The 21198-nt window shown below is 71.6% G+C and carries 23 protein-coding genes and 3 pseudogenes; 11 read left to right on the plus strand and 15 right to left on the minus strand.

What is annotated here, in order from left to right; genetic code table 11:
* The first annotated feature begins 111 nt into the window (after positions 1-111).
* From ACZ303_RS08800 to ACZ303_RS08830, 7 genes are all read left to right on the plus strand, one after another.
* Entirely contained in the window at positions 112-642 is a 531-nt protein-coding gene (locus ACZ303_RS08800) for an EF-hand domain-containing protein (RefSeq protein WP_467336544.1), read from the plus strand.
* A 186-nt stretch (positions 643-828) separates the two neighbouring features.
* Positions 829-1227, plus strand: a complete 399-nt coding sequence (locus ACZ303_RS08805) for a WXG100 family type VII secretion target (RefSeq protein WP_467336546.1) — start codon at positions 829-831, stop codon at positions 1225-1227.
* A gap of 24 nt (positions 1228-1251) precedes the next feature.
* Entirely contained in the window at positions 1252-1554 is a 303-nt protein-coding gene (locus ACZ303_RS08810) for a WXG100 family type VII secretion target (RefSeq protein ID WP_467336548.1), read from the plus strand.
* Positions 1554-3356: an RNase A-like domain-containing protein gene (locus ACZ303_RS08815; RefSeq protein WP_467336550.1), complete on the plus strand. Its 1803-nt coding sequence runs from the start codon at positions 1554-1556 to the stop codon at positions 3354-3356. Before ACZ303_RS08810 ends, ACZ303_RS08815 begins: the two co-directional genes overlap by 1 nt.
* A 6-nt stretch (positions 3357-3362) precedes the next feature.
* The gene (locus tag ACZ303_RS08820) at positions 3363-4082 is read left to right on the plus strand and encodes a hypothetical protein (RefSeq protein ID WP_467336552.1); all 720 of its coding nucleotides are present in this window, start codon (positions 3363-3365) and stop codon (positions 4080-4082) included.
* Between the two features lie 36 nt (positions 4083-4118).
* The gene (locus tag ACZ303_RS08825) at positions 4119-4418 is read left to right on the plus strand and encodes an RNase A-like domain-containing protein (protein ID WP_467336554.1); all 300 of its coding nucleotides are present in this window, start codon (positions 4119-4121) and stop codon (positions 4416-4418) included.
* Positions 4419-4432: 14 nt separating this feature from the next.
* A complete protein-coding gene (locus ACZ303_RS08830; RefSeq protein ID WP_467336556.1) occupies positions 4433-5101 on the plus strand; it encodes a contact-dependent growth inhibition system immunity protein in 669 nt (222 codons plus the stop codon).
* On the opposite strand, the gene ACZ303_RS08835 is transcribed toward ACZ303_RS08830, so the two are convergent.
* The 5 genes and pseudogenes from ACZ303_RS08835 to tsaB all read right to left on the minus strand — a co-directional run bounded on the left by ACZ303_RS08835 (position 5076) and on the right by tsaB (position 8515).
* Positions 5076-5708 carry a hypothetical protein gene (locus tag ACZ303_RS08835; RefSeq protein WP_467336558.1) on the minus strand — a complete coding sequence of 211 codons (633 nt, stop codon included), beginning with the start codon at positions 5706-5708 and terminating at the stop codon, positions 5076-5078. The two genes, ACZ303_RS08830 and ACZ303_RS08835, sit on opposite strands and share 26 nt — an antisense overlap.
* A complete protein-coding gene (gene tsaD, locus ACZ303_RS08840; protein WP_467336560.1) occupies positions 5705-6841 on the minus strand; it encodes a tRNA (adenosine(37)-N6)-threonylcarbamoyltransferase complex transferase subunit TsaD in 1137 nt (378 codons plus the stop codon). Before tsaD ends, ACZ303_RS08835 begins: the two co-directional genes overlap by 4 nt.
* Positions 6834-7157 (minus strand): annotated as a pseudogene (gene rimI, locus ACZ303_RS08845) (ribosomal protein S18-alanine N-acetyltransferase); the annotation flags it as partial. The pseudogene rimI and the gene tsaD, both read right to left, overlap by 8 nt.
* A gap of 516 nt (positions 7158-7673) precedes the next feature.
* Positions 7674-7823, minus strand: a pseudogene (locus ACZ303_RS08850) (ribosomal-protein-alanine N-acetyltransferase RimI); the annotation flags it as partial.
* 23 nt (positions 7824-7846) lie between these two features.
* A complete protein-coding gene (tsaB, locus tag ACZ303_RS08855) occupies positions 7847-8515 on the minus strand; it encodes a tRNA (adenosine(37)-N6)-threonylcarbamoyltransferase complex dimerization subunit type 1 TsaB (RefSeq protein WP_467336562.1) in 669 nt (222 codons plus the stop codon).
* Between the two features lie 129 nt (positions 8516-8644).
* On the opposite strand from tsaB, the gene ACZ303_RS08860 reads away from it, so the two are divergent.
* Positions 8645-9229 carry a L,D-transpeptidase family protein gene (locus ACZ303_RS08860; RefSeq protein WP_467336564.1) on the plus strand — a complete coding sequence of 195 codons (585 nt, stop codon included), beginning with the start codon at positions 8645-8647 and terminating at the stop codon, positions 9227-9229.
* 102 nt (positions 9230-9331) lie between these two features.
* Here the strand turns inward: ACZ303_RS08860 and ACZ303_RS08865 are convergent, their stop codons facing one another.
* The 4 genes from ACZ303_RS08865 to alr form a co-directional block, all read right to left on the minus strand.
* On the minus strand, positions 9332-9544 hold the full coding sequence (locus ACZ303_RS08865; protein ID WP_467336566.1) for a hypothetical protein: 213 nt from the start codon (positions 9542-9544) through the stop codon (positions 9332-9334).
* 174 nt (positions 9545-9718) lie between these two features.
* Positions 9719-10279: a tRNA (adenosine(37)-N6)-threonylcarbamoyltransferase complex ATPase subunit type 1 TsaE gene (gene tsaE / locus ACZ303_RS08870; protein WP_467336567.1), complete on the minus strand. Its 561-nt coding sequence runs from the start codon at positions 10277-10279 to the stop codon at positions 9719-9721.
* 37 nt (positions 10280-10316) lie between these two features.
* The gene (locus ACZ303_RS08875) at positions 10317-11552 is read right to left on the minus strand and encodes an alpha/beta fold hydrolase (protein ID WP_467336568.1); all 1236 of its coding nucleotides are present in this window, start codon (positions 11550-11552) and stop codon (positions 10317-10319) included.
* 18 nt (positions 11553-11570) lie between these two features.
* A complete protein-coding gene (gene alr, locus ACZ303_RS08880) occupies positions 11571-12779 on the minus strand; it encodes an alanine racemase (protein ID WP_467336570.1) in 1209 nt (402 codons plus the stop codon).
* A gap of 114 nt (positions 12780-12893) precedes the next feature.
* On the opposite strand from alr, the gene ACZ303_RS08885 reads away from it, so the two are divergent.
* Positions 12894-14336, plus strand: a complete 1443-nt coding sequence (locus tag ACZ303_RS08885; protein WP_467336572.1) for an NAD(P)H-hydrate dehydratase — start codon at positions 12894-12896, stop codon at positions 14334-14336.
* Positions 14337-14342: 6 nt separating this feature from the next.
* Positions 14343-14570, plus strand: a pseudogene (locus tag ACZ303_RS08890) (PIN domain-containing protein); the annotation flags it as partial.
* Positions 14571-14640: 70 nt separating this feature from the next.
* Here the strand turns inward: ACZ303_RS08890 and ACZ303_RS08895 are convergent.
* From ACZ303_RS08895 to ACZ303_RS08910, 4 genes are all read right to left on the minus strand, one after another.
* The gene (locus ACZ303_RS08895) at positions 14641-17751 is read right to left on the minus strand and encodes an NACHT domain-containing protein (protein ID WP_467336574.1); all 3111 of its coding nucleotides are present in this window, start codon (positions 17749-17751) and stop codon (positions 14641-14643) included.
* Positions 17752-17892: 141 nt separating this feature from the next.
* A complete protein-coding gene (locus ACZ303_RS08900; RefSeq protein WP_467336576.1) occupies positions 17893-18849 on the minus strand; it encodes a helix-turn-helix domain-containing protein in 957 nt (318 codons plus the stop codon).
* Positions 18850-18916: 67 nt separating this feature from the next.
* Complete coding sequence (locus tag ACZ303_RS08905) at positions 18917-19171, minus strand: winged helix-turn-helix domain-containing protein (protein WP_467336578.1); 255 nt, start codon at positions 19169-19171, stop codon at positions 18917-18919.
* A gap of 46 nt (positions 19172-19217) precedes the next feature.
* Positions 19218-19472 carry a GntR family transcriptional regulator gene (locus ACZ303_RS08910; protein WP_467336707.1) on the minus strand — a complete coding sequence of 85 codons (255 nt, stop codon included), beginning with the start codon at positions 19470-19472 and terminating at the stop codon, positions 19218-19220.
* 411 nt (positions 19473-19883) lie between these two features.
* Here ACZ303_RS08910 and ACZ303_RS08915 point away from each other — a divergent pair, with 411 nt between their 5' ends.
* The gene (locus tag ACZ303_RS08915; RefSeq protein ID WP_467336709.1) at positions 19884-20087 is read left to right on the plus strand and encodes a hypothetical protein; all 204 of its coding nucleotides are present in this window, start codon (positions 19884-19886) and stop codon (positions 20085-20087) included.
* An 85-nt stretch (positions 20088-20172) separates the two neighbouring features.
* Here the strand turns inward: ACZ303_RS08915 and ACZ303_RS08920 are convergent, their stop codons facing one another.
* Entirely contained in the window at positions 20173-20628 is a 456-nt protein-coding gene (locus tag ACZ303_RS08920; protein ID WP_467336580.1) for a hypothetical protein, read from the minus strand.
* A gap of 188 nt (positions 20629-20816) precedes the next feature.
* Positions 20817-21146, minus strand: a complete 330-nt coding sequence (locus ACZ303_RS08925; RefSeq protein WP_467336582.1) for a UBP-type zinc finger domain-containing protein — start codon at positions 21144-21146, stop codon at positions 20817-20819.
* Positions 21147-21198 lie beyond the last annotated feature (52 nt).

The following is a 21198-nucleotide window of genomic DNA, read 5'->3' on the forward strand; positions in this document are numbered from 1 at the left end:
TCAACACACAAGCCGCCGAGCCGTCTTGAACCCCCTGCGCGCCGGGTAGGGGCAGACAGCCGAAGGTGAACACAGCCCCCCACACCACACAGACCGGACAGAGGTACCGTCATGGACGACATCACCGCGAAACGACTCGTCTTCGCCATGCTGGACGCGGACGGGGACGGGGTCATCTCGAAGGACGAGTACGCCGCACGGGCCGACCGTGTGGCCCGGGCCTCGGGGCGCACCGAGGACGACCCCCTGGTCGTCGCCGCGCGCACGGCCGGCGCGGGGGCGTGGGCGGCGATGGACGCGGACGGCGACGGAGGGGTGACCTTCGAGGAGTACGCGGCGTGGGCCGGCGCCGAGGCGTTCGACACCGTCTGCGAGCCCGTGCTCGGCGCGCTGTTCGACCTCGTCGACATCGACGGGGACGGCGCCCTGGACCTGTCGGAGTTCACGAAGCTGCGCACGGCGCTGGGCAACCCGGTGAGCAATATCGAAGCGGCCTTCGTCGCCCTGGACGGCGACGGTGACGGGCTCGTCATCCGTGCCGACTACCTCGCCTCGGTCCGTGCGCACGTCTCCGGTGAGAGCTCCCCCGTGGGCGAGGCACTGTACAGCGGCGCGACGGCGGGGGTGCCGGGAGGAAGGTGAGGGCGGACCTCGGCCGCCCGGACCGGGCGTTCGCCGAGGGCCCCGACGCCGACCGCGTCAGCGGCTCCATATCTGCCCGAGGGCGGAACCGAACGGAATGTCCCTCGCCTCTGTCACTCGTGGCAACATCGTGATCGAAACAGGTGGCCTTCACGGCTCGCCGGACACGGGAAGGCAGGCTACGAGGTGGGCAGCGAACGATTCGCCGCGACGGACAAACAGCTCTCGACGCTCGCCGCCGACCTCGGCTCGATGGTGCGTTACCTCGAAAAGAAGGTCAGGCACCTGAACGAGCTGGTCGACTCCGTCGACGCCGGCTGGCAGAGCGCGGCCTCCGCCGCGTACAAGCAGTTGCAGAAGAGCGTGAACCAGGACGCGGCACGGATCGCGAAGTCGCTGGTCCTGATCGAAGAAGCGGTGGAGCTGAGCCGGGGAGGCTTCACCAAGCAGGAGCTGGACCTCCTGCATCGCTTCCAGCAGGCGCAGAAGGCGATCGCGGGCGAGGGTGGGGCCTTCGCGGCGACTCGCGCCGACGCCCGGACGCAAACAGCCGCCGCACCGCAGAGCAAGCTGGACCAGTACTGAGGAAGACAGCCGGGGGAAGAACGAGTGACAACCGACGATTCCATATCCGTGACGTTCAACAAGCTGCACGAACTGTCCAGCGACCTGGAAACCGTCCTGAAGGACCTGAACGAGAAGCTCGAAGCGCTGTACGAGCGTACCGAGAAGGTCGTCCTTTCCTGGGAGGGCGAAGCGCGTGACATGTTCGTCGACACCCTCGACAAGTGGGACGTGTCGATGCGGGACATGGAGGGCGCGCAGCGCTGGCTGCACGAAGTGGTCGTCAGCGGGCACGTGAATTACGCGGCAGCGCACAAAGCGGTCCTGCGCGGCTGGGGAACAGCCTGATGGCCGGCGGCTCCGACCACCTCCCCGGCGAAGCCGAACGCAAGAAGGAGCGCGAGGCGCTCAAGACACCACCGCCCAGCAGCGCCGGTGGCTTCGACGTCAAACCTCAGCACATCTACTACACCTCGCTCCTGGTCAGGGACGACCAGTTCACCTACGACGGCGGCGCGAAGCACCTCGTGGACAAGCTCGGCGGGAAAGCACAGCTCGCCGGCCGCGGCAGCGGCCCGGACGCGTTCGCGGCCTCGTACGCGAAGGTGGCGAAACGTTTCCTCGAAGTCTGGGCCAAGAGCGTGGTGAGCGTCGGCGGTGTGGCGGTCGGTCTGACGGTGACCGCGAACAACTACACGGCGGCCGACTGGTTCAGCAACAAAAAGATGTACGGGCCGCCGCCGCGCAGACAGCTCCCGGTCGTCATCAACAAGGAACCGCACTACGGAACGGTCCCCGACCTCAAGTGGCGGGGCACGTGGGCCGATTCCACCAGTGCCATCAAACGGGGAATCGGCCACGTTCCGGATTTCCTCACCGACTGCCTCGAAGAGGTCATTGACAAGGCGTTCCAGCTCGGCAAGATGTACGAGGTCACGCCTGGTGCGCATTCCTTCGACGACGAACTGAAGGAGATCGCGGGCCACTGGAAGGAAGCGGGCCAGGCCGCCCTCAAGGCCGGCGACGCGTTCGCCGGGCACATCGGCACCATCACGGACACCCACAACGATGACTGGCAGAACGCGATGCGGATGTTCTGCCAGAGCATCTGGGGGACGACGGCCTGGGGCGGCACCCGCTACGGTCAGGGCCACGACTGGCGCACCAATCCCGGCCTCGACCCGAAGGACCGCCGTCCGATCCTCACGGTTCTCAGCGACACGGCCAAGGCGGTGTCAAAGGCCTGCACGGATCTGGTGGACGCCGCGACCAAGCTGACGGATGTCTCGGAAGCGGCGGCCATCAAGGCGGGGAAGGCCATGGTCAAGGACATGATCAAGGACTTCCTCACGCCGTCGTGGGACGACCTGCTCAAGCTCACCCCGCCGACCATGGCCGTCGACCTCTCGATGAAAGCGCTCCTGTCCTTCCGCAAGCACATGGACTACGACGGCGTGAACGCGGCCGTCGATACGTACAACGCGACCGTCCACGGCATCGCCAAGACCCTCGACGGCCTGATGCCCGCGCTGGACGAGGCCCACCTCAGCGCCCCCTCCTTCCGGGCCGAGGAGGCCCGGGCCGAGGGTTTCGGAGCGCGCTCGCTCACGGAGTTCAAGAACACGCACACATGGACCAAGCCAGGAGACACGGACGGCAACGTCTTTCGCGTCGACCTCGCGGACACCGAGTGGATGGAGAACTCCCATACGCTGAGCAAGCACGTGGGACTCGACGACGCCCAGCTGGCGCAGCGGTTGCGGGACGACCTCAAGAAGCCGCCGCGGCCGGGTACGGAGTGGCCCAACGGCCAGCCGAAGATCGGAAACGCCTCCACCTTCCACGACTTCGAATCCGCGCAGCGGCTGACCCAGTACACCATCGATAAAAACAGCCGCGAGATCAGGGACTGGCTCGACCTGGATGACGGCACACGCCCGAAGAAGCTGGAAATAAGGGTCGCCGAGACACCCTACGGAACGAGCGGCCGGAGCATTGACAAGCATGAGATGAAAAATTCACCCTTCCCGTCCGCCAAAGCCGAAGAGGTCACCGGGGTCAGAGCCGAACTCCTTTACAACAAGGACACTGATCCCCCTTTCACCGTCATGACATCCATGCCCGTCAAGGGCGAAGAGAGCGGAGGATGAGTTTCCTTGTCCCGGAGAGAGCACATCGAATACTTCAGGCTTGAGGGCGCGAGGATCCTGCTGTCCAAGTATGAGCTTGCCGGACTGCCGGACGACGAGACCGAATGGCAACGGGCTCTGGTTCCGAAACTTCGCGCCCTGTACGTTGCCGGGGAAGGGGTCGGGAGGACGCTCTATGAAGTCGGTCATCAGCTGCGGATCGCCGCCGACCTCTTTGCCGCGCATCTGAGCGGAAAAGAGGAGTTGTCGCGCGCCCTGAGACGGATCCCCGCGGCCGTCACCCGGGAGCGGACGCCCGCTGTGCTGCGAGACATCGCCACATACGTGGAGGGCTGGAACAGGACGAAAATGTTCAGCTCACGTCCGGGTCTGTCGGAACTGAGCTATCGCTTCCCTCGCCTCAAGCAGGTGCTGACCATCTACTTCGGCCAGGACGGCCTCGCCTACGAAGGCGAGATGGAGGGCACATCCGAGGACGAAGGCGTCCGCATGTGGATCAACGATGTGCATCCGAACTGCGTCTGGAGACTCCCCGGGGCGGTCGCCGAGTGCTACGAAGCCCTCACCCTCTTCACTGACGAGGATTCCCTGGACAGGTTCCTGCCCCGTCTCAACATGGGAAGCGGCTATATGCCCTGGCTGGAGTTCCTGCCCATGTTCGCCCAGGAATGCATCAACCACATGCGTGAGCACCACCCGTCCAGCGAGTCCCTCACTCTGCCCTGACCACGCCCCCGACCAGCAACAGACAAAGGAGTGGCCGTGCGGACCAGATCTGCCACCTACCCCGACCGCGAGACCGCCCAATGGTGCACTCAGCAGGTCGTGACCCGCAATGAGCAGGTCATTCACCGTTGGCTGGCGCAGGGCACCCGTGCGCGGCTGGCCATCGAGGCGAGCTGGCCCTCGCGGGCGGAGCCGGTCGGGCGGGTGCTGTTGCAGGCGATGCTGCTGGCCGGCCGGGAGCCCGTGGACGTGCGGGCCGCGCGCGTGGTCCTCAAGCGCGACGCCGCCCGCCCCCACGGTTTCTCCGTGCACTCCAGCTTCCCGATCCACCTCTGAAGGCGACCTCCCGCATGCCCCTCAAGCCGCTCGATCACGACCGCAAGTACGGCGAGCTGGACCAGGTGATCCGCGCCTATCTCGGACAGGCCGCCGACGACTCGGCCGAGCACCGCAGCACCGCTCTGGACGCCTATCTGCGCCACACGTGGCACAACCGTCCCTGGGCCATCGCCGTTGCCGAGCAGCAGGTGCGCGAGTACGCCGAGAACCCGCCGGGACGCCTGCGACTGCGCCTGGGCGAGTTCTATCCCGTACCCGACGTCGGCCTCGACGACGCCGACATCCAGGACTGGCTGCTCCGGCTCGCCGACCACCTCAAGGAGAGCGTGGAGCACGGCGACGTACCGCCGCCCTCCGTGCCGCTCACCCACTGGGAATGGCACGCGCGGTTCCCGGAGACGGGCCAGTTCCTGGGCGGGTGGTTCTCGCAGGACATGCCCGACGAGTTCGCGGACCACGACGCGGCTCTCGCCGATTACGTCGGGAGCACCGATGCCACGCTCGTCGCGCGCCTCGTCGGTGAGCTGGGGGAACTGCTGGCGCTGCCGCTGGACGAGGGGGACTACGCCCTCGCCGTGGCCGAGTTGGGCATGGAGGTCGATCCGCCCGCGCCCTACGCACCGAGCGGGTGGCTCGCGCTGGTGGCCGACCGCCTCAGCGGCGGCGGGCTTCCGGGGTGAGGGTGAGGCTGCGGTACCAGGCTCGGTGGGCCAGGGGCTTGGCCAGGCCGGGGGCCGCCATGGTGGTCAGGCCGGCCGTGTAGCCGATGCCGTAGGCGAGCGTCGAGCCGTTGAGCTCCGCCAGCGGGCTGGTCAGGACCTCGTCGACGTACGTGCCGGCGACGGTCAGGGCGGCGATCGACGGCAGCACCGACATCAGCAGCCAGAACCAGGTCAGCCCGGCCGCACGGAAGGCCACGTCGCCGGACGGGTCGCGGTCGAGGGCCGCCCACTGGCGCAGCCGGAGCCGTATCAGCCGGTCCTTCTTCAGGCCGCTGCGGATGCCGAACGCCGAGGGCACGGCCGAGCACAGCGCGAGGACGAGGAAGGCCGGGGCGTACGCGTACCGCCCCAGGCCGCCGTCCGCGACCGCCTCCAGCCCGAGGATCGCGAACACCCAGCCCAGCATGCACAGGATCGACAGCAGCCACAGGAGCAGCAGGCGTTGTGGGGCCAGTGCCGCGTGGACGAGCTGGTGGATCGCCCTGGCCCGGTCCGCGAGCATCGTGGGGCGGTCGGGCCAGGTGCGTATGTGGGTGGGAGGCGGCGACGGAGGGAGGAGCTTCACGACTCGTAGAGGTTCTTCCGGCTGAGTTCGTGGACGTGGTCGTGCGAATGCGAGTGCCCGTGGCTGTGGGAGTGCGTCTCCTCGCCCTCCTCGGCCGGTACGTGCGGCTCCGTCACCGGCAGCGAGGAGTCCGCCGACAGGTCCCACGACGACGCCGCGCGGCCCCGCGCGACCATCTCCGAGCCCAGCGCCGCGACCATCGCGCCGTTGTCCGTGCACAGCTTCGGGCGCGGCACGCGCAGCGTAATGCCCGCGTCCTCGCAGCGGCGCTCGGCCATGGCGCGCAGGCGCGTGTTGGCGGCGACGCCTCCGCCGATCATGAGGTGGTCGACGCCGTTGTCCTTGCAGGCCCGGACGGCCTTACGGGTGAGGACGTCCACGACGGCCTCCTGGAAGGACGCGGCCACGTCCGCGACCGGCACGTCCTCGCCCGCCGCGCGCTTGGCCTCTATCCAGCGGGCGACGGCGGTCTTGAGACCGGAGAAGGAGAAGTCGTAGATCGGGTCGCGGGAGCCGGTCAGGCCGCGCGGGAAGCGGATCGCCTCGGGGTTGCCCTCGCGGGCGTAGCGGTCGATGACCGGGCCGCCGGGGAAGCCGAGGTTCAGGACGCGGGCGACCTTGTCGAACGCCTCGCCCGCCGCGTCGTCGATCGTCGAGCCCAGGGGGCGGACGTCCGAGGTGATGTCGGGCGCCAGGAGCAGTGAGGAGTGGCCGCCGCTGACCAGCAGCGCCATCGTCGGCTCGGGCAGCGCGCCGTGTTCGAGCTGGTCGACGCAGATGTGCGAGGCGAGGTGGTTGACGCCGTAGAGGGGCTTGCCGAGGGCGTACGCGTACGCCTTGGCCGCCGAGACGCCGACGAGGAGCGCGCCCGCCAGGCCGGGGCCCGCGGTGACGGCGATGCCGTCGAGGTCCTTCGCGCTGACGCCCGCCTCCTTCAGGGCGCGCTGGATCGTCGGGACCATCGCCTCCAGGTGGGCGCGGCTGGCGACCTCGGGTACGACGCCGCCGTAGCGGGCGTGTTCGTCGACGCTGGAGGCGACGGCGTCGGCGAGGAGGGTGTGGCCGCGGACGATGCCGACGCCGGTCTCGTCGCAGGAGGTCTCGATGCCGAGGACGAGGGGTTCGTCAGCCATGGGTGGTCGTTCCTTGCACTGCGGAATGGGGATCGGAGAGGCGCATGACGAGGGCGTCGATGTTGCCCGGCTGGTAGTAGCCCCGGCGGACGCCGACGGCCTCGAAGCCGAAGCGTTCGTAGAGCCGCTGGGCTCGGGTGTTGTCGACGCGTACTTCGAGGAGCACCTCGCGGCACTCGAAGGCGGTCGCGGTGTGGAGGAGCTCGGTGAGCAGGCGGGCGCCGAGGCCGGTGCTCCAGTGGTCGTAGGCGACGGCGATGGTCTGGACGTCACCGGTGCCGTCGATGGCGGCGAGACCGGCGTAGCCGACGATGCGGTTGCCTCCGGCGGGGGCGCTCTCGCCTCCGGCGGGGGTAGGGGCGCCCTCTTCGGCGGGGTGACCGCGGGTTTCGCCTTCGGCGGGGTGGGCCCCCGGCCCGGGGGCGGCCGAGGCGTCGGCGGGGGCGTCGCCGGGGGTTGCCGGGCCGCCGTCTGCGGTGCCGCGGACGGTGCCGGTGCCAGTGTCGGAAGCCGGGCTCGCGCCCGTACCAACGCCCGAGGCTGGGCCCGTACCGGTGCCCGAAGCCGGGCCCGTACCGGCGCCCGAGGCCTGACTCACACCCGTACCAGCGCCGGAGCCGGCGCCCTCCCCGCTCCCGGCGGCCGCACCAGGCGGAACCGCTCCCCGGGAGGCCGCACCCGGCGAACCCGCGCCCGACGACAGCGCCCCCCGCGTCCCCACCTCCGAAGCCGGAGAGCTCGTCGCGGTCAGGTGGCGGCCCGCCACTCCGGCGTCGCCCGCGCCCGGGGCGCCGTTCGGATCGGCCTTCCCGGCGGGGCCGTCATCCGTGGAGCCGATCCGTTCCGCCACCACATAGCGGCGGTTGGCGTTGGCGCCGCGCGCGTGGGCCAGTTCGGACCAGAAGAGGCCCTTCGACCAGGCGTCGTCGGGGAAGAGGGCGCGCTCCAGCTCCAGCACCGGCCCGATGTCCCACCAGCGCATCTCACGGATACGCACCGTCGCGGTCACTTCGGCGTGACCACCTTGTAGTTGGCGGGCACCTGCGCGTCCGGCCGCCGCAGGTACAGCGGCCGGTCAGGCAGGAACTCCCCGCCCGTGCGGAGCTTCTCCGCGGCGAGGGAGGCCAGCGCGCCCGCGGACTGGTGCTCGGGCATGTCGGCCCGTACGTCGGTGAAGGCGTCGCGGTACAGGACGGCGCCCGCGCCGATCACGGTGAGGCCGGCGAGCGGCTCGGTGAGGTCGCCCGGGCGGTCCACGGCGGGATCGGTGAGGCGGGTACGCGGATCGGCGTACCTCGCCCAGTAGACCTCCTTGCGGCGCGCGTCCGTCGCGACGACGAATTCGCCCTCCAGGCCCGCCTGCCCGGCGGCGTACGCGATGCCGTCGAGCGAGCACAGGCCGTGGACGGGCACGGACAGCGCCGCGCCGAAGGTCGCCGCGGTCACGATGCCGACCCGCAGGCCGGTGTACGGGCCGGGGCCGACGCCGACGACGACGCCGGTCACGGCGTCCAGCGTGCGGCCCGCGTCGCCCAGCACCCGGTGGACGGCGGGCAGCAGCAGCTCACCGTGGCGGCGCGCGTCGACCTGGGTGGACTCGGCGACGACTTTGTCGCCGTCGTGGAGGGCGACGGTGACGGCGGGGGTTGCGGTATCAAGAGCGAGCAGCAGCACACTCACAGACTACGGCGCGCCACGGGGCGGGCGGTGCGCGCCTTGGCCTGTGCCGAGGGCGCGGCGGGGGCGTACGCGGGTGCTACGGTCAGCCGCATAGCCGTACGTAGGACGAAAGGGTGCTCAGCCGTGGCACGCAGCAGCTCGGGAATCATCGTGGCGGCGCTCACCGCGGCGGCGCTGGGCGGCGTCGGATTCCTCGCCTTCCAGGCCGAGGCCGCGCCCGACCGCCCGCACGCGTCCGCTTCCTCGTCGACCGGCAAGGAGAAGGACAAGGGGCAGGGCGAGGACCCGGCGGGCAAGGGCAAGGCCGATCAGGGGAAGGGCGACGCGACGGCCGTCCCCGCGAACTCCGGTACCGGCGCCCGCGTCGTCTACGCCCTCGCGCAGAAGCGGGTGTGGCTCGTCGGCGCCGACGGGAAGGCCACCCGGACCTACGAGGTCGCGCCCAGCACGATGAACCCGCCGGTGGGCCCGTACAAGGTCACCTCCCGCACCCCCACCGGCACCGGGTCGGACGGCATCCCGATCGAGCACATCGTCCGCTTCCACCAGGAAGGGACCGTGGTCTACGGGTTCAGCGCGGCGGTCGACGGCTCCTCGCCGGACCCCGCCTCGACGAAGAAGACGGGCGGCATCCGGGAGCGTCCGGCGGACGGCCTGGCGCTGTGGAACTTCGCGGTGAACGGCACGAAGGTGGTCGTGGTTCCTTAAGGGGCCCACCGTCTTCCTCAAGGGGCCCACGCTCCTGGTCTCACCGCGCCCGTTCACTCCTACGGGCTAATGCGGGGCGTTACGCGACGTCGTGCGCGGTTTCTACGCGGCGTCGCGCGCGGTTTCCCCGTTGGTCCCGGCCTGCTCGGTCTCGGCGCCCCGTGCCGCGGGTGCCTTCGGCGGGGTCGAGACCGCGTCGGCGGCGGCGCAGGACGCGAGGAGATCGCGCATCGACGGCCGCTCGTTCCCGGAGCGGTGCGCCGCGGCGGCGGACTCGGCGGCAGCAGGCTCGGCAGCAGGCTTCTCGGCCGACATCAACGCCTCCTGGGCAGCTGGCAGCGGGGCAAGGTTAGGTAGACCTAACCGTGTCTCTGCCTCCATGTGACCACGCCCGATACCGCCCGCGCAACATCTTGCCGACGGCTTGTCGGAACGTGGCGACCGCGCGCGCCCCGCTCAGCGATCTCTCAGCGATCTCTCAGTGGTCCCTCAGTCGCTCAGCGGTGACAGGTCCACGCCCGCCCAGCGCTCGCCGACACCGGCGACGGTCACGGTCCGTACGTCGTCGGCCTCGTCCAGCGCGAGCGCGTCCGCACCCACCGCCCGTTCGATGACGACGTGCAGCCGGTCCTCGGACAGCTCCTCGACCTTGCCGTCGCCCCACTCCACGACGATCACCGACTCGGGCAGCGAGACGTCCAGATCCAGGTCCTCCATCTCGTCCAGGCCGCCGGAGAGCCGGTAGGCGTCGACGTGGACCAGGGGCGGGCCGGAGGCGAGCGACGGGTGGACGCGGGCGATCACGAACGTCGGGGACGTGACGGCACCGCGCACCCCGAGCCCCTCGCCGAGGCCCCGGGTCAGGGTCGTCTTGCCCGCGCCCAGCTCGCCCGTGAGGAGCACCAGATCGCCCGGGCGCAGCATCCCGGCCAGCTTGCGGCCCAGGTCCCGCATGGCCTCGGCGGAACCGACGGTGATCCGCTCGGAGACGGCGGAGGCGGCGGCGGTGATGACGGCGACGGTGTCGTACGGGGTGTTCGGGACGTTCATACCCGCCGATGGTACGGGGCCGGACACGGGTGCGGGTTCAGCACCGTCGGCGTGCTCCGGCGGCGTGGCGCGGGCCCGGCCGCGCCTCGGCGGACGCGGCGGCCGCCAGCAGCTCGACGAGCCCGTCGTTGGTCGTCTCCGGGTGCTCCATCATCACCAGGTGGCCCGCCTCGGGCAGCTCCACGAGCCGGGCGCCGGGCAGGGCGTCGGCGATCGCCCGGCTGTGCTCGCTCGGCGTCAGCAGGTCGCGGCCGCCGGAGAGGACGACCACGGGCAGGTCGGCGAAGGCGCGCAGGGCCGCCACCTTCTCGTGGCCGGCGAAGGCGGGGTAGAACGCGGCGACGACGTCGACGGGCGTCGCCTCCAGCAGCCGCTCGGCGAACCGCGCCACCGCCGGATCCACGTCCTTCGACCCGAAGGAATAGCGCTTGATGATCCCCGCGAAGAGATCGGCGGTGGCCCGCCGCCCCTTCTCGATCAGCTCGGGCTGGGCGGCCATCAGCTTGAAGGCGCCCGGCAGGACGCGGCGCACCACGTTCATCCCGGCGACCGGAAGCCCGTAGGTGTTCTGGTCCAGGCCGCCCGCCGACGTGCCGATGAAGGCGGCGCCGACGACGCGCTCGGCGATCAGCTCCGGATACTGGGCGGCCAGCGCCATCATCGTCATCCCGCCCATCGAGTGCCCCACCAGCACCAGCGGCCCCTCGGGAGCGGCGGCGTCGATGACGGCCTTGAGGTCACGGCCGAGCAGTTCCATGTCGATGGGGGCGCTGTGGGCGCGGGCGGAGCGGCCGTGGCTGCGCTGGTCCCAGAAGACGGCGCGGACCGTGCCGCGCAGGGCGGCGCGCTGGAAGTGCCAGGAGTCCTGGGACAGGCAGTAGCCGTGGCTGAATACGACCGTCAGGGGTGCGGACGGACGGCGTCCGAAAAGGCGCTTGAACGTTTCGGGGGCGCCCCCGGCGCCCACCTCCGGCTCATCGACCTCGTCGACCTCGTAGTAGAGCTCGGTGCCGTCCTCGGCGACCGCGCGGCCCGGTGTACCGCGCAGCGTCCCGTAGGGGCCGGCCGAGTCCAGGGCGAGGCGGGCCTTGCGGCGCACGCCGCGGCCCACGGTCAGCCGCTCCACGGCCACCCCGACCGCGGCTCCCGCGGCCACGACGCCGATGGCGGTGCCCGCGACGCCCGCGCCCCGCAGCCAGCCGGCCGAGGCGGCCCCGGCCGCCTCGGCGGCCCGCGCCGCGGCTTCCGCGCCCGTACTCGCGCTGTCGCTCATGTCCGTGCCCCCCGTGTCCTAGCTCTCCTGCTCGTCCACGTGCGTGTTCACGTCCGCGTTCCCGCCGGCGTCCGCGTTCACGCTCTCGTCGCTCTCCCCCACATAGACGCGCGGGACGCGCTGGGAGATGCGTGTGACGACCTCATAGGCGATGGTTCCCGTGGCCCGCGCCCAGTCCTCGGCGGTCGGCTCGCCCCGGTCGCCCGGCCCGAACAGCACCGCCTCCTCGCCGACGTGCGCGGTGTCCCCGCCCAGGTCGACGACGAACTGGTCCATGGCCACCCGGCCCGCGACCGTCCGCCACTTCCCGCCGATCAGCACCGGCCCCGTGCCGGACGCCGCACGCGGGATGCCGTCCGCGTAACCGACGGGAACGAGGGCGAGGGTAGTGGGCCCGGGGGTGAGGTAGTGATGCCCGTACGAGACACCGTGGCCGCCCGGCACCCGCTTGACGGAGGCGAGGGACGCGGAGAGCGTCATGACCGGCTTGAGGCCGAGGTCCTCGGGGGTGCCGAGCTCGGGGCTCGGCGAGACGCCGTAGATCGCGACCCCGGTCCGTACGAGGTCGAAGTGGGTCTCGGGGAGCGTGAGGGTGGCCGGGGAGTTGGCTATGTGCCGCACCTCCGGGTCGATGCCCTGCCGCTCCGCGTAGGCCAGCGCGTCCTCGAAGACCCGCAGCTGCGCCTGGATGGAGGGGTGGCCGGGCTCGTCCGCGCACGCGAAGTGCGACCAGAGGCCGGTGACGCGGATGAGGCCCTCGTCCTCGGCGGCGCGGGCGGCGGCGATCAGTTCCGGCCAGTCGTCGGGCTGGCAGCCGTTGCGGCCGAGACCGGTGTCGATCTTCAGCTGGACGCGGGCGGTGCGGCCGGCCGCGCGGGCCGCCTCGCGGACCTCCTCGACGGCCCACACACCACTCGCCGTCACGTCGATACCGGCCTCGACGGCCTCCCGCCACGGCCCGCCCGGCGTCCACAGCCAGCACAGCATCCGGCCCGTGTCGCCCGCCGCGCGCAGCGCGAGCGCCTCCTGCGGGGTGGCCGTACCGATCCACGCCGCGCCGGCCTGCCGGGCCGCGCGGGCACAGGGCACCGCGCCGTGGCCGTAGGCGTCCGCCTTGACCACGGCCATCAGCTGAGCCTTGGGCGCGCGGGCGCGCAGCACACGGACGTTGGCTCGCAGAGCGGCCAGGTCGACCAGGGCACGGGCGCGCATCGGTGTCTCGTTCATCCCCGCCAGTGTCTCAGGACGATCGGTATGGGGGTGAGGGGTGGGCGGGCAGGGGTGTCGGCCCGTCGGGCATTTCAGCGGCGCGCGGGCCGTACGACCGTGACACTGGTGGGCATGAGGACTGCCTACAGCGTCGAGACCGTACGGGCCGCCGAGCGCGCCCTGATGGCACAGCTCCCCCAGGGCGCCCTGATGCAGCGGGCGGCCGCCGGGCTCGCGGCGGCCTGCGCGGACCTGCTCGGCCGCGTCTACGGCTCACGGGTGGCGCTGCTCGTCGGCAGCGGCGACAACGGCGGCGACGCGCTGTACGCCGGCGCGCGGCTGGCCCGGCGGGGCGCCGGGGTGACGGCGGTGCTGCTGGCCCCCGAGCGGGCCCACGCGGGCGGGCTGGCCGCGCTGCGGCGAGCGGGCGGGCGGGTGGCCTCGGCGGAGGCGGAGGACCGGGCCGTACGCCGGGCCGACCTCGTCGTCGACGGCATCGTCGGCATCGGCGGCAAGGGCGGGCTGCGGGCGGAGGCGGACGCGCTGGTGAAGGCCGCGAGGACGGAGCGGGCCCTGATCGTCTCCGTGGACCTGCCGAGCGGCGTCGACGCGGACAGCGGCGAGGTGCGCGGGTCGGCAGTGCGGGCGGACGCGACGGTGACCTTCGGCGCGTACAAGCCCGGCCTCCTCGTCGACCCGGCCCGCGAGCACGCGGGCGCGCTGCGCCTGATCGACATCGGGCTCGGCCCCTTCCTGCCCCGCAAGCCCGACGCGGAGGCGCTCCAGCACGCGGACGTCGCGGCGCTGCTGCCGCGTCCGCAGGCGGAGAGCGACAAGTACCGGCGGGGCGTGGTGGGCGTCGTGGCGGGCTCGGCCCGCTATCCCGGTGCGGCGCTCCTGGCGGTGGCGGGCGCGCTGCACGGCGGCGCGGGCGCGGTCCGCTACGTCGGCCCCGCGGCGGACGCGGTCGTCGCCCGCTTCCCCGAGACGCTCGTCTCCGAGGGCCCGCCGTCGAAGGCCGGGCGCGTCCAGGCGTGGGTCGTGGGCCCCGGCGTCGGCGACGACGCGGCGGCCCGCCGGGCCCTGGACGACGTGCTGGCCTCGGACGTACCGGTCCTCGTCGACGCGGACGGCCTGCGCCTGGTGACCCCGGAGGCGGTGGGCGCCCGCGGCGCGGAGACGGTCCTGACCCCGCACGCCGGCGAGGCGGCGGCGCTGCTCGGCGTGGCCCGCCCCCACGTGGAGGCGACCCGCCTGACCTCCGCCCGCGCCCTGGCCCAGCGCTACGGCGTGACGGCCCTGCTGAAGGGCTCCACGACCGTGATCGCCCACGGCCACCACGCGGTACTGGTCAACCCGACGGGCACGCCCTGGCTGGCGACGGCGGGAAGCGGCGACGTGCTGTCGGGGCTCACGGGGGCGCTGCTGGCGTCGGGGCTGACGGGGCGCGACGCGGCGTCCGTGGGGGCGTATCTGCACGGTCTGGCGGCACGGTCGCTGGGTGCTGCGCCGCTGACGGCGAGCGGGGTGGCGGAGGCGATTCGGGGGGTTTGGGGGGAGGTGGTGGAGGGGTGACGTACGGCCCGCCCCGGCACCGCCGAGCATCTGGCCTCGCTTCCCGGCATCACCGTCCTTGACCTGGATCTGCCGGCCGCCTTGGCCGTCGCGCGTGAGACCAGCTGGGCGGTCGCGCACACCCGGTACGCGGCGGAGCCGATGCCTGAACGACCGAACGGCGCGTTCATCGCCACGACCGTGCCAAGCCGATGGAAGGGGCAGCCGGTGAGGGTGCTCGACGTCAACCCATGACGCCGCAGTGACGCGCAGTGGTTGCACCTCATGCGCATCAGCGGCCGCGGAAGGCCACGTTCGCTCCTGATCAGGGAGGGGTCGCCGTTTTTGGAGCCTGGACCGTCAGCCGGGTGCCCTCGGGGAGCAGCTCCCGGTGGAGGACCGGGCCGGAATGGACGATGTCGATCGTGATCGGCCCAAGGGCTCGGAGGGGCTCCAGGTCGAGTGGCTCGGCCGTCTCGGGCGGGCTGATCACGATCAGCTCCCTGAGACCGGGGTAGGTCTTCGGCACGTACTGGAGACCCTCCAGATGTGAGGCCCAGGTCAGGTACAGCCGCTCCACCTGAGGTGTCGGCCGTACGGAATTCAACGCCCTCAGGTCCTGCATGCGGGCGCCCAGTGTTCTGAGCCGGGGGACGGTCTCCAGGGCGAGTTCCCGCAGATCGACACGGCAATTGAACAGAATCGACTCCAGACAGGGATGGTGGCTCATCCTCGGAAGCGGGACGCCGCTCATCTCACCGCCCGTGTTCAGATACGTGATCCCCAACGGCAGCGGCGCCTCCCACGCCCCCTCGACGGAGTGCAGGATCAGCCCCTTGAGCGCCGGAGTGTCCAGGTCGGCCAAGTCGTCGGCGCGGAAGAGTCCCCGGACCTGCACACGGGGCCGGCCGCCCAGCTCCTTCAGCGCCGTCACGTGCTCGCGTGACTTCACCACGAAGTCCAGCGCCCCCTCCCCCATGTCCTCGTGGGCCAGCCTCCCGATCACCTTCTCCGCGTACTGCCGTGTGTCGAAGCGGTCCCACGCCCAGGCCAGTTGGGCCCGTACCCGCCTCGACGCGTGGTCGACGTACCGGGACAGCAGCGGGATCGCCTTCTCGTCCGCCACCGTCGTCGCCGCGACCACCACCGCGTGGGCCACCTCCTCCGGCAGCCCCTCCGGTCCCGGCAGCAGGTCCAGGACGACATGGCCCGCCGCCGCCAGCTCCTTCGCCGACTCCAGGTCGCGCGGCGGTACGAGCTCGGCCGCCGCCTTCTCGACCCTCGTCCGGACCTCCCAGTCGACCTCCGTCGCGTGTTCGAGGCAGGCCGCCGCCAGCAGGTGGAGGCGGGCCCGGTGGGGCTCCTCGCGGTCGCCGCGCTCCAGCAGCAGGCGCAGCAGTTCCGCGCGGGCGCGCGGTGGCGCGTGGCCGACCGCCATGCGCAGGACGTCGTCCCACTGGTCGTCGTGGGCGTGGCTGACCAGGACGTCGAAGTCCCAGTCCTCCACGGCGGCCCGGGCGCCCAGGTAGTCCTGGAAGGTGCGGTGGATGAAGTCGAGGGTCTCGCTGGTCGGGCGGCGGAGCAGGCCGCTGCGCAGCAGCAGATAGCGCAGGATCGACTCGGCGTCGCCCCGCGCCGCCACCGTCGGCATCGCGGGGAGCGCCCGTTCGAGGATCTCCACGGCCTTGTGCCACTCGATCACGGAGCGGCCGTTGCGGATCAGCCAGTAGGCGATCTTCTGTAAGAGGGCGATCTGCTGGGTCTGTTCGAGTTCCGGGCCGTCCTGTCCGACGACGATCTCCCGCTCGCGGTCGCGTCGTACGAGCAGCAGCTCCAGCGCCGCGCGGTACAGCTCCATGCGGCCGTGCGGCAGATACCCGCGCCGGGAGCGGTTGAGGGCGCAGATCAGCGCGCACATCAGGGGGTTGGTGGCCAGCATGCCGAGGTCGCGTTTGGCGACGACGGCCGTGGTGAGGGAGTCGCGGAAGGCGCGCAGTCGCTCGTCCTTCGCCGCCCCGGCCGCCTCGTGCCAGCGGTCGATGAAGGCCGTGACGTCGCCCCGGCTCATGGGCAGCAGTTCCAGCTCGGTGAAGTCCGAGTCCGCCAGCCAGCCCTCCCGTACGGCGGAGGGGCGGGTGGTGATCACGTACCGGGCGTCGGGATACGCGGCGAGGAGGTCCTTGACCCAGGTCAGGGTGCGGCGCCGGTCGGCCTCGGGCACCTCGTCCACGCCGTCGATCAGCAGGAGTGCCGTGCCCTCGGTGAGCCTGCGGGTCACCCAGCCGCGCGCGGCGGGCAGCCCGGCGAGCGGGCCCGCCGCCGAGGCGAGGAACTCCTCGGGCTGCGGCAGCTCACCGCGCCGGATGAGGGTCCGCAGCGGCAGCATCAGCGGCATGCAGCCGCTCAGGTGGCCGAGGCCGGGAGCGAGCGTGCCGCGCGCGGTGATCGTGGCGAGCCACTGGAGCAGCGTCGTCTTGCCCGAACCCGCCGCGCCGCGCAGCAGGACCCGCCGCTGTCCGGCGAGCGCCTCCTCCGCGCGCTTCGGCGAGGGTACGGAGCCGGCGGCGCCCTCGCCGGCGGCGAGCCCGAAGGTGTCGGCGGACATCTGCCGGGCGGCCTCCGCGTTGGTCAGTTCCAGGCTGAGATAGGCGGCGTCGAGCGGCCACGTCTCGCCCTCGCCGTCGGAGAGGGTCAGCCCGATGATCGTCAGTTCGCCGGACTTCTCGACGATGTAGTCGCGCAATCTCCGCTCGAACGCCTCGATCTCCAGCTGCCGGGGCGAGGCGAGCGACCGCGACTCCGGCTTGTGCCCGGCCAGCAGGCAGTCACTGAGGAAGGTGAAGTCCGACCAGAGCGTCGCCGACGGCGTCACCGTCAGGCGTCCGTGCCGCCATCCGTTCGGGTCGGCGCAGACCACGCCCGCGAGCAGGCCGTCCACGAAGACGGCCGCGCCGGACATCCCCGCCCACGGCGACCCGCCGTCGGCGGGCGGCTCGGGCGCGCCGCCGTCGCTGTCGAGCACGTGGCGGCCGCTGAGCAGATTGCTGCCCGGCTTGAGGGAGCCGGTGACCTGCTCGGTGTCGAGCTCACCGGCCGCGTCGCGCTGGACGTGCGGGAAGCCGATGGCTTGCGCTCCCGGCCAGACCCTCAGGTCGTACGCGCGTCCCCAGACCAGCGGCTCGAACGCCTCGGCCTCCTCCTCGGCCACGAGATCCCGCTCGGCGACCAGCAGCGCGGCGTCGCACCGGCGGTTGTCGTCCCGCGCCCACACCACCCGGCAGCGCACCTGCCCGACGCCGCCGGGCACGATCACGCGGGGCGTGTCGCAGTCACCGACGACGTGGGCGGCGGTCAGTACGAGATTCGGTGTGAGGAGATATCCGCTTCCTTGATTGCGCCCGAATACGGCCGCAATGCGTTCCTTCGCCGGGTGCACGACCCGCCCCCTTCGCCTTTCGCCTTGCCGAGCGCGGAATTGACGATACGACAGCGGGCGCGCGCCGGTCCCTGGATCGGCGGGGCGGATCGTTTCGGCGGGCACGGCGGCGGGGACGCGTGCGCCCCCGCCGCCGCTCGATCAGCGCGCGGCGCGCAGCCCGGCGATCACCCACTCCAGTGCCGGGCCCATGCCGGGGGCCGGCGGCCAGCCGTTGACGACGGCCACGAGGTGCCAGTACCGCCCGTACCGCGAGTCGTGGGCGATCTCCAGCCGTTCCCGCAGCCACTGCCGGAACTCCGGGCCGTCCTCGCGGCCGGCGATCTCCGCGTGGCGGGCGACCAGTTCGTCGATCACCGGCCGGGCGGCGGCGGAGCCCGGCTCGATGCCGGCCTCCCTGGCCGCGTCGGTCCGCTCCCGCATCAGCTCGATCAACCGCCGGGCGTCCCGCGGGTCGGGCCGCCCGAGGTCCTCGTTCGCCTGGATCTGGTCCATGGCGGCCCGGCGCATGCCGGCGCGGAACTCCTCGTCCTGGACGAGTTCCGCCAGCTCCACCCAGGCGGCGATCTGCTCGGGCGCGGGGTCGTCCGGGAGCACCGGGACGGACCCGCGCATCATGGTCATGAACTCGCCGCCGATGTCGAGCCCCTGGAACGCGTTGTCGATGAAGTCATGGATCAGGCGGTGGCGTTCCCGCTCGGAGAGATTCGCGAGCTTGTGCATGAGTTCCATCTCCTGTGGTGAGGACCCGCGTCCGGCTACCGCTCGCAGTACGGCCCGGCGCAGCCGCAAGGTGCGGATCTGCACCTCCAGGGCCTCGGCGTGCGCGGCCGCGACCTCGGCGACGGTGATCTCGCGCTCCAGCACGCGCCGGATGTCGACGAGCCCGACCCCGAGGTCGCGCAGCGTACGGACGAGGCCGAGGCGCGCGAGTGCGTCCTGGCCGTACAGCCGGTAGCCCGCGGGTGTGCGGTCGGTCGGCGGCACGACCCCGGCATCGGACCAGAACCGGATCGTCTTGACCGGAAGCCCGGTCAGCCGGGCGAGCTCCCCGATGGGGAGGAGGTCCCCGATGGGGAGGAGGGTGCCGTCGTCCATGTCCGCCACGGTGAGGTCTCCCGTCACTGGAGAGTCAAGCGGTGGTCGGCGGCTCCGCCGCCGGGCACTACCCCGTCACGTAGGTGCCCTTCGCGGGCAGGGTGACGAGCATTCCGCGCTCTCGTAGCTCGCGTGTGGCGCGGCGCACGGTGCCGATGGCTACGCCGTATTCCGTGGCCAGGTCCCGTTCACCCGGCAGGCGGGCGCCGCGCGGCAGGATTCCCGCCTCGATCAGAGCGGCGACGTGATCAGCCACCTGCATGTAGGCGTAGGCCACTCTGGTCGGGTCGACTACGGGGCGGGGTTGGTGCGGGGTCGCCATGGGCGCCAACCGTAGGACAACTCCCGCCGACACAGGCAGGGTTCGATCAGGATTCGTCGGAGGACGCTTCCCCTGCCGACTTAGCGGCCACGAACGAGCCCATGCCGCGAGTCGTGATGATCAGGCCCTCGGCGCGGAGTGCTGCCGAGACCTTTCGGATCGTTCCTCGCGCTACCTCGAACTCCTGCTCCAAGCGCGTCTCCGAGAGCATGTGGTTCACCGGGTATTCGCCACTGGCGATGCGCTGCCGGATCACATCGGCGATCTGTTCCCACTTGGGGCGGGTCGGGTCGAACTCCATCACACTCATGACTGTACGCATGAGCGGACATGGGAACATAGATACGGCCACCCCTGCCTACCCCTGGTTCACCATGGACAAGTGGCTACAAGTGCGTCTAGCGTGTAGCGCGACAAGACCCCCGCGACCGTCCGACCGGTCCGGGGGCGTGGCCACCAGCTTCCAGGAGCTCATGACATGAAGGACTGTATCTCCCGCTTCTTCGCGCGGGCGAGGGCGCTTTTCGTCCACCGTCCGCCCGCTCCACCCGCCCCCGCGCCCCTCATCCCCGCCCCCATCCGTCCCGCCACCCCTCAAACCCCCACCTGCTCCGTCTACGTATGGGCCACCGCCCACGGGATCGACCTCAAGCCGCACTCCCCTCTCCTCGCCTGCACCTGCTCCGCCGAGGCGCGCCAAGCCACCCCCGCCATCGGCAGCTTCGTCGTCGATGTGCGTACGAACAGAGTCGGTGAGGTCATGGGGCACGAAGGGCCGCACCTCCAGCTGCGGCCGCCCACCGGGGGTCGGGAGTGGGATGCCGCACCGGACGGCGTCCGGGCCGCCACCAGCGCCGAGTTGCTCAGCGCCAAGGTCAAAGCGGTCAACTCCAGCAGCAGCGCCCGGTTCGCGTAACACCGGCCCCGCTCAGCCTGCTGGCAGCGAGTCGAGGAACAGGGCTCCGGCGGGAACTTATGGCCCAAGGTCCCCGGGGCCTCGGCTACTGCTTGGGCAGTAGGTCGGTGCGGTGCTGTTCGAGGTCGGTGACACCGTCGGGGCTCACCTTGATCGTGTACTGGGTGTGCACCCCGTCGGGGCCCGTCTCCGGGGTCAGAACGGCGCTGTGCGCGATGAAGCCGTAGCTGTTGCTTGTGTAGATGCCCTTGATCCAGCCGTCTACTGTTCCAACGGCGTCGAAGGGTTCGCCGTGCGTTCGGAAGGTCCAGTGGGTCCGGTACCAGGCGTCCAACTGCTCCGGGGCGGCCAGGAAGTGCTCGCCGCTCGGGTCCCGAGGATCGGCGACGAGCTCCTCAGGCCGGTCATCCCCGGTGGTAAGGGCGATGAGGCCCGACGCGTCGGCCTTGGCAGCGGCCGGATACGTCCGGCCGTGGTGGACCGCGTAGACCTTGGGGCGAAAGTGAACATCCCGTCCCTCCGCTCGCCCGGCCGGTGCCATCCCGGGCCGGCTGGTTCTCGACACCACTCGCCCGGAACATCGGCATCGCCGAATACCACGTAGGGGCGGCCGAAACCGGGCACGACGGGCCACGCATCTACGTCGCCCGGATCGTGATCTCTGATGACTGGCCCGACTTCTGAGCCTGCTGCGACGGCACGGCGTCCGGCCAATCGGGCCGGGACCCGCTACCTCCCCGCCGGCAACAGCAGCAGCTGGTCCGCGTAGCACCAGGCCCAGTCCTCGCCCGGTTCGAAGGATCGGGCGAGGTCGTGGCCGGGTTGCGTGTGGGCGTGGGCGCTGGCGTGGCGGTTCGGGGAGCTGTCGCAGCAGGCGATGTGGCCGCACGTCAGGCACTCGCGGAGGTGGACCCAGGTCGAGCCGATGCGCAGGCAGTCCTCGCAGCCCTCCGTCGTGCTCGGGGTCACCTCGCGGGCCTCGTCCATGTGGGCGCAGGCCCGCTCCGTGGGTCTGCCCTCGACGTCCGCCGCGACCTTCCAGGACAGGGGATCGCTCATACCGTCAGCGTAGGCCGGACCCCGCCGCTCCGCGCGCCGAAGTCCGAGGTCA

This window comes from Streptomyces sp. NPDC023527, from assembly GCF_055560115.1.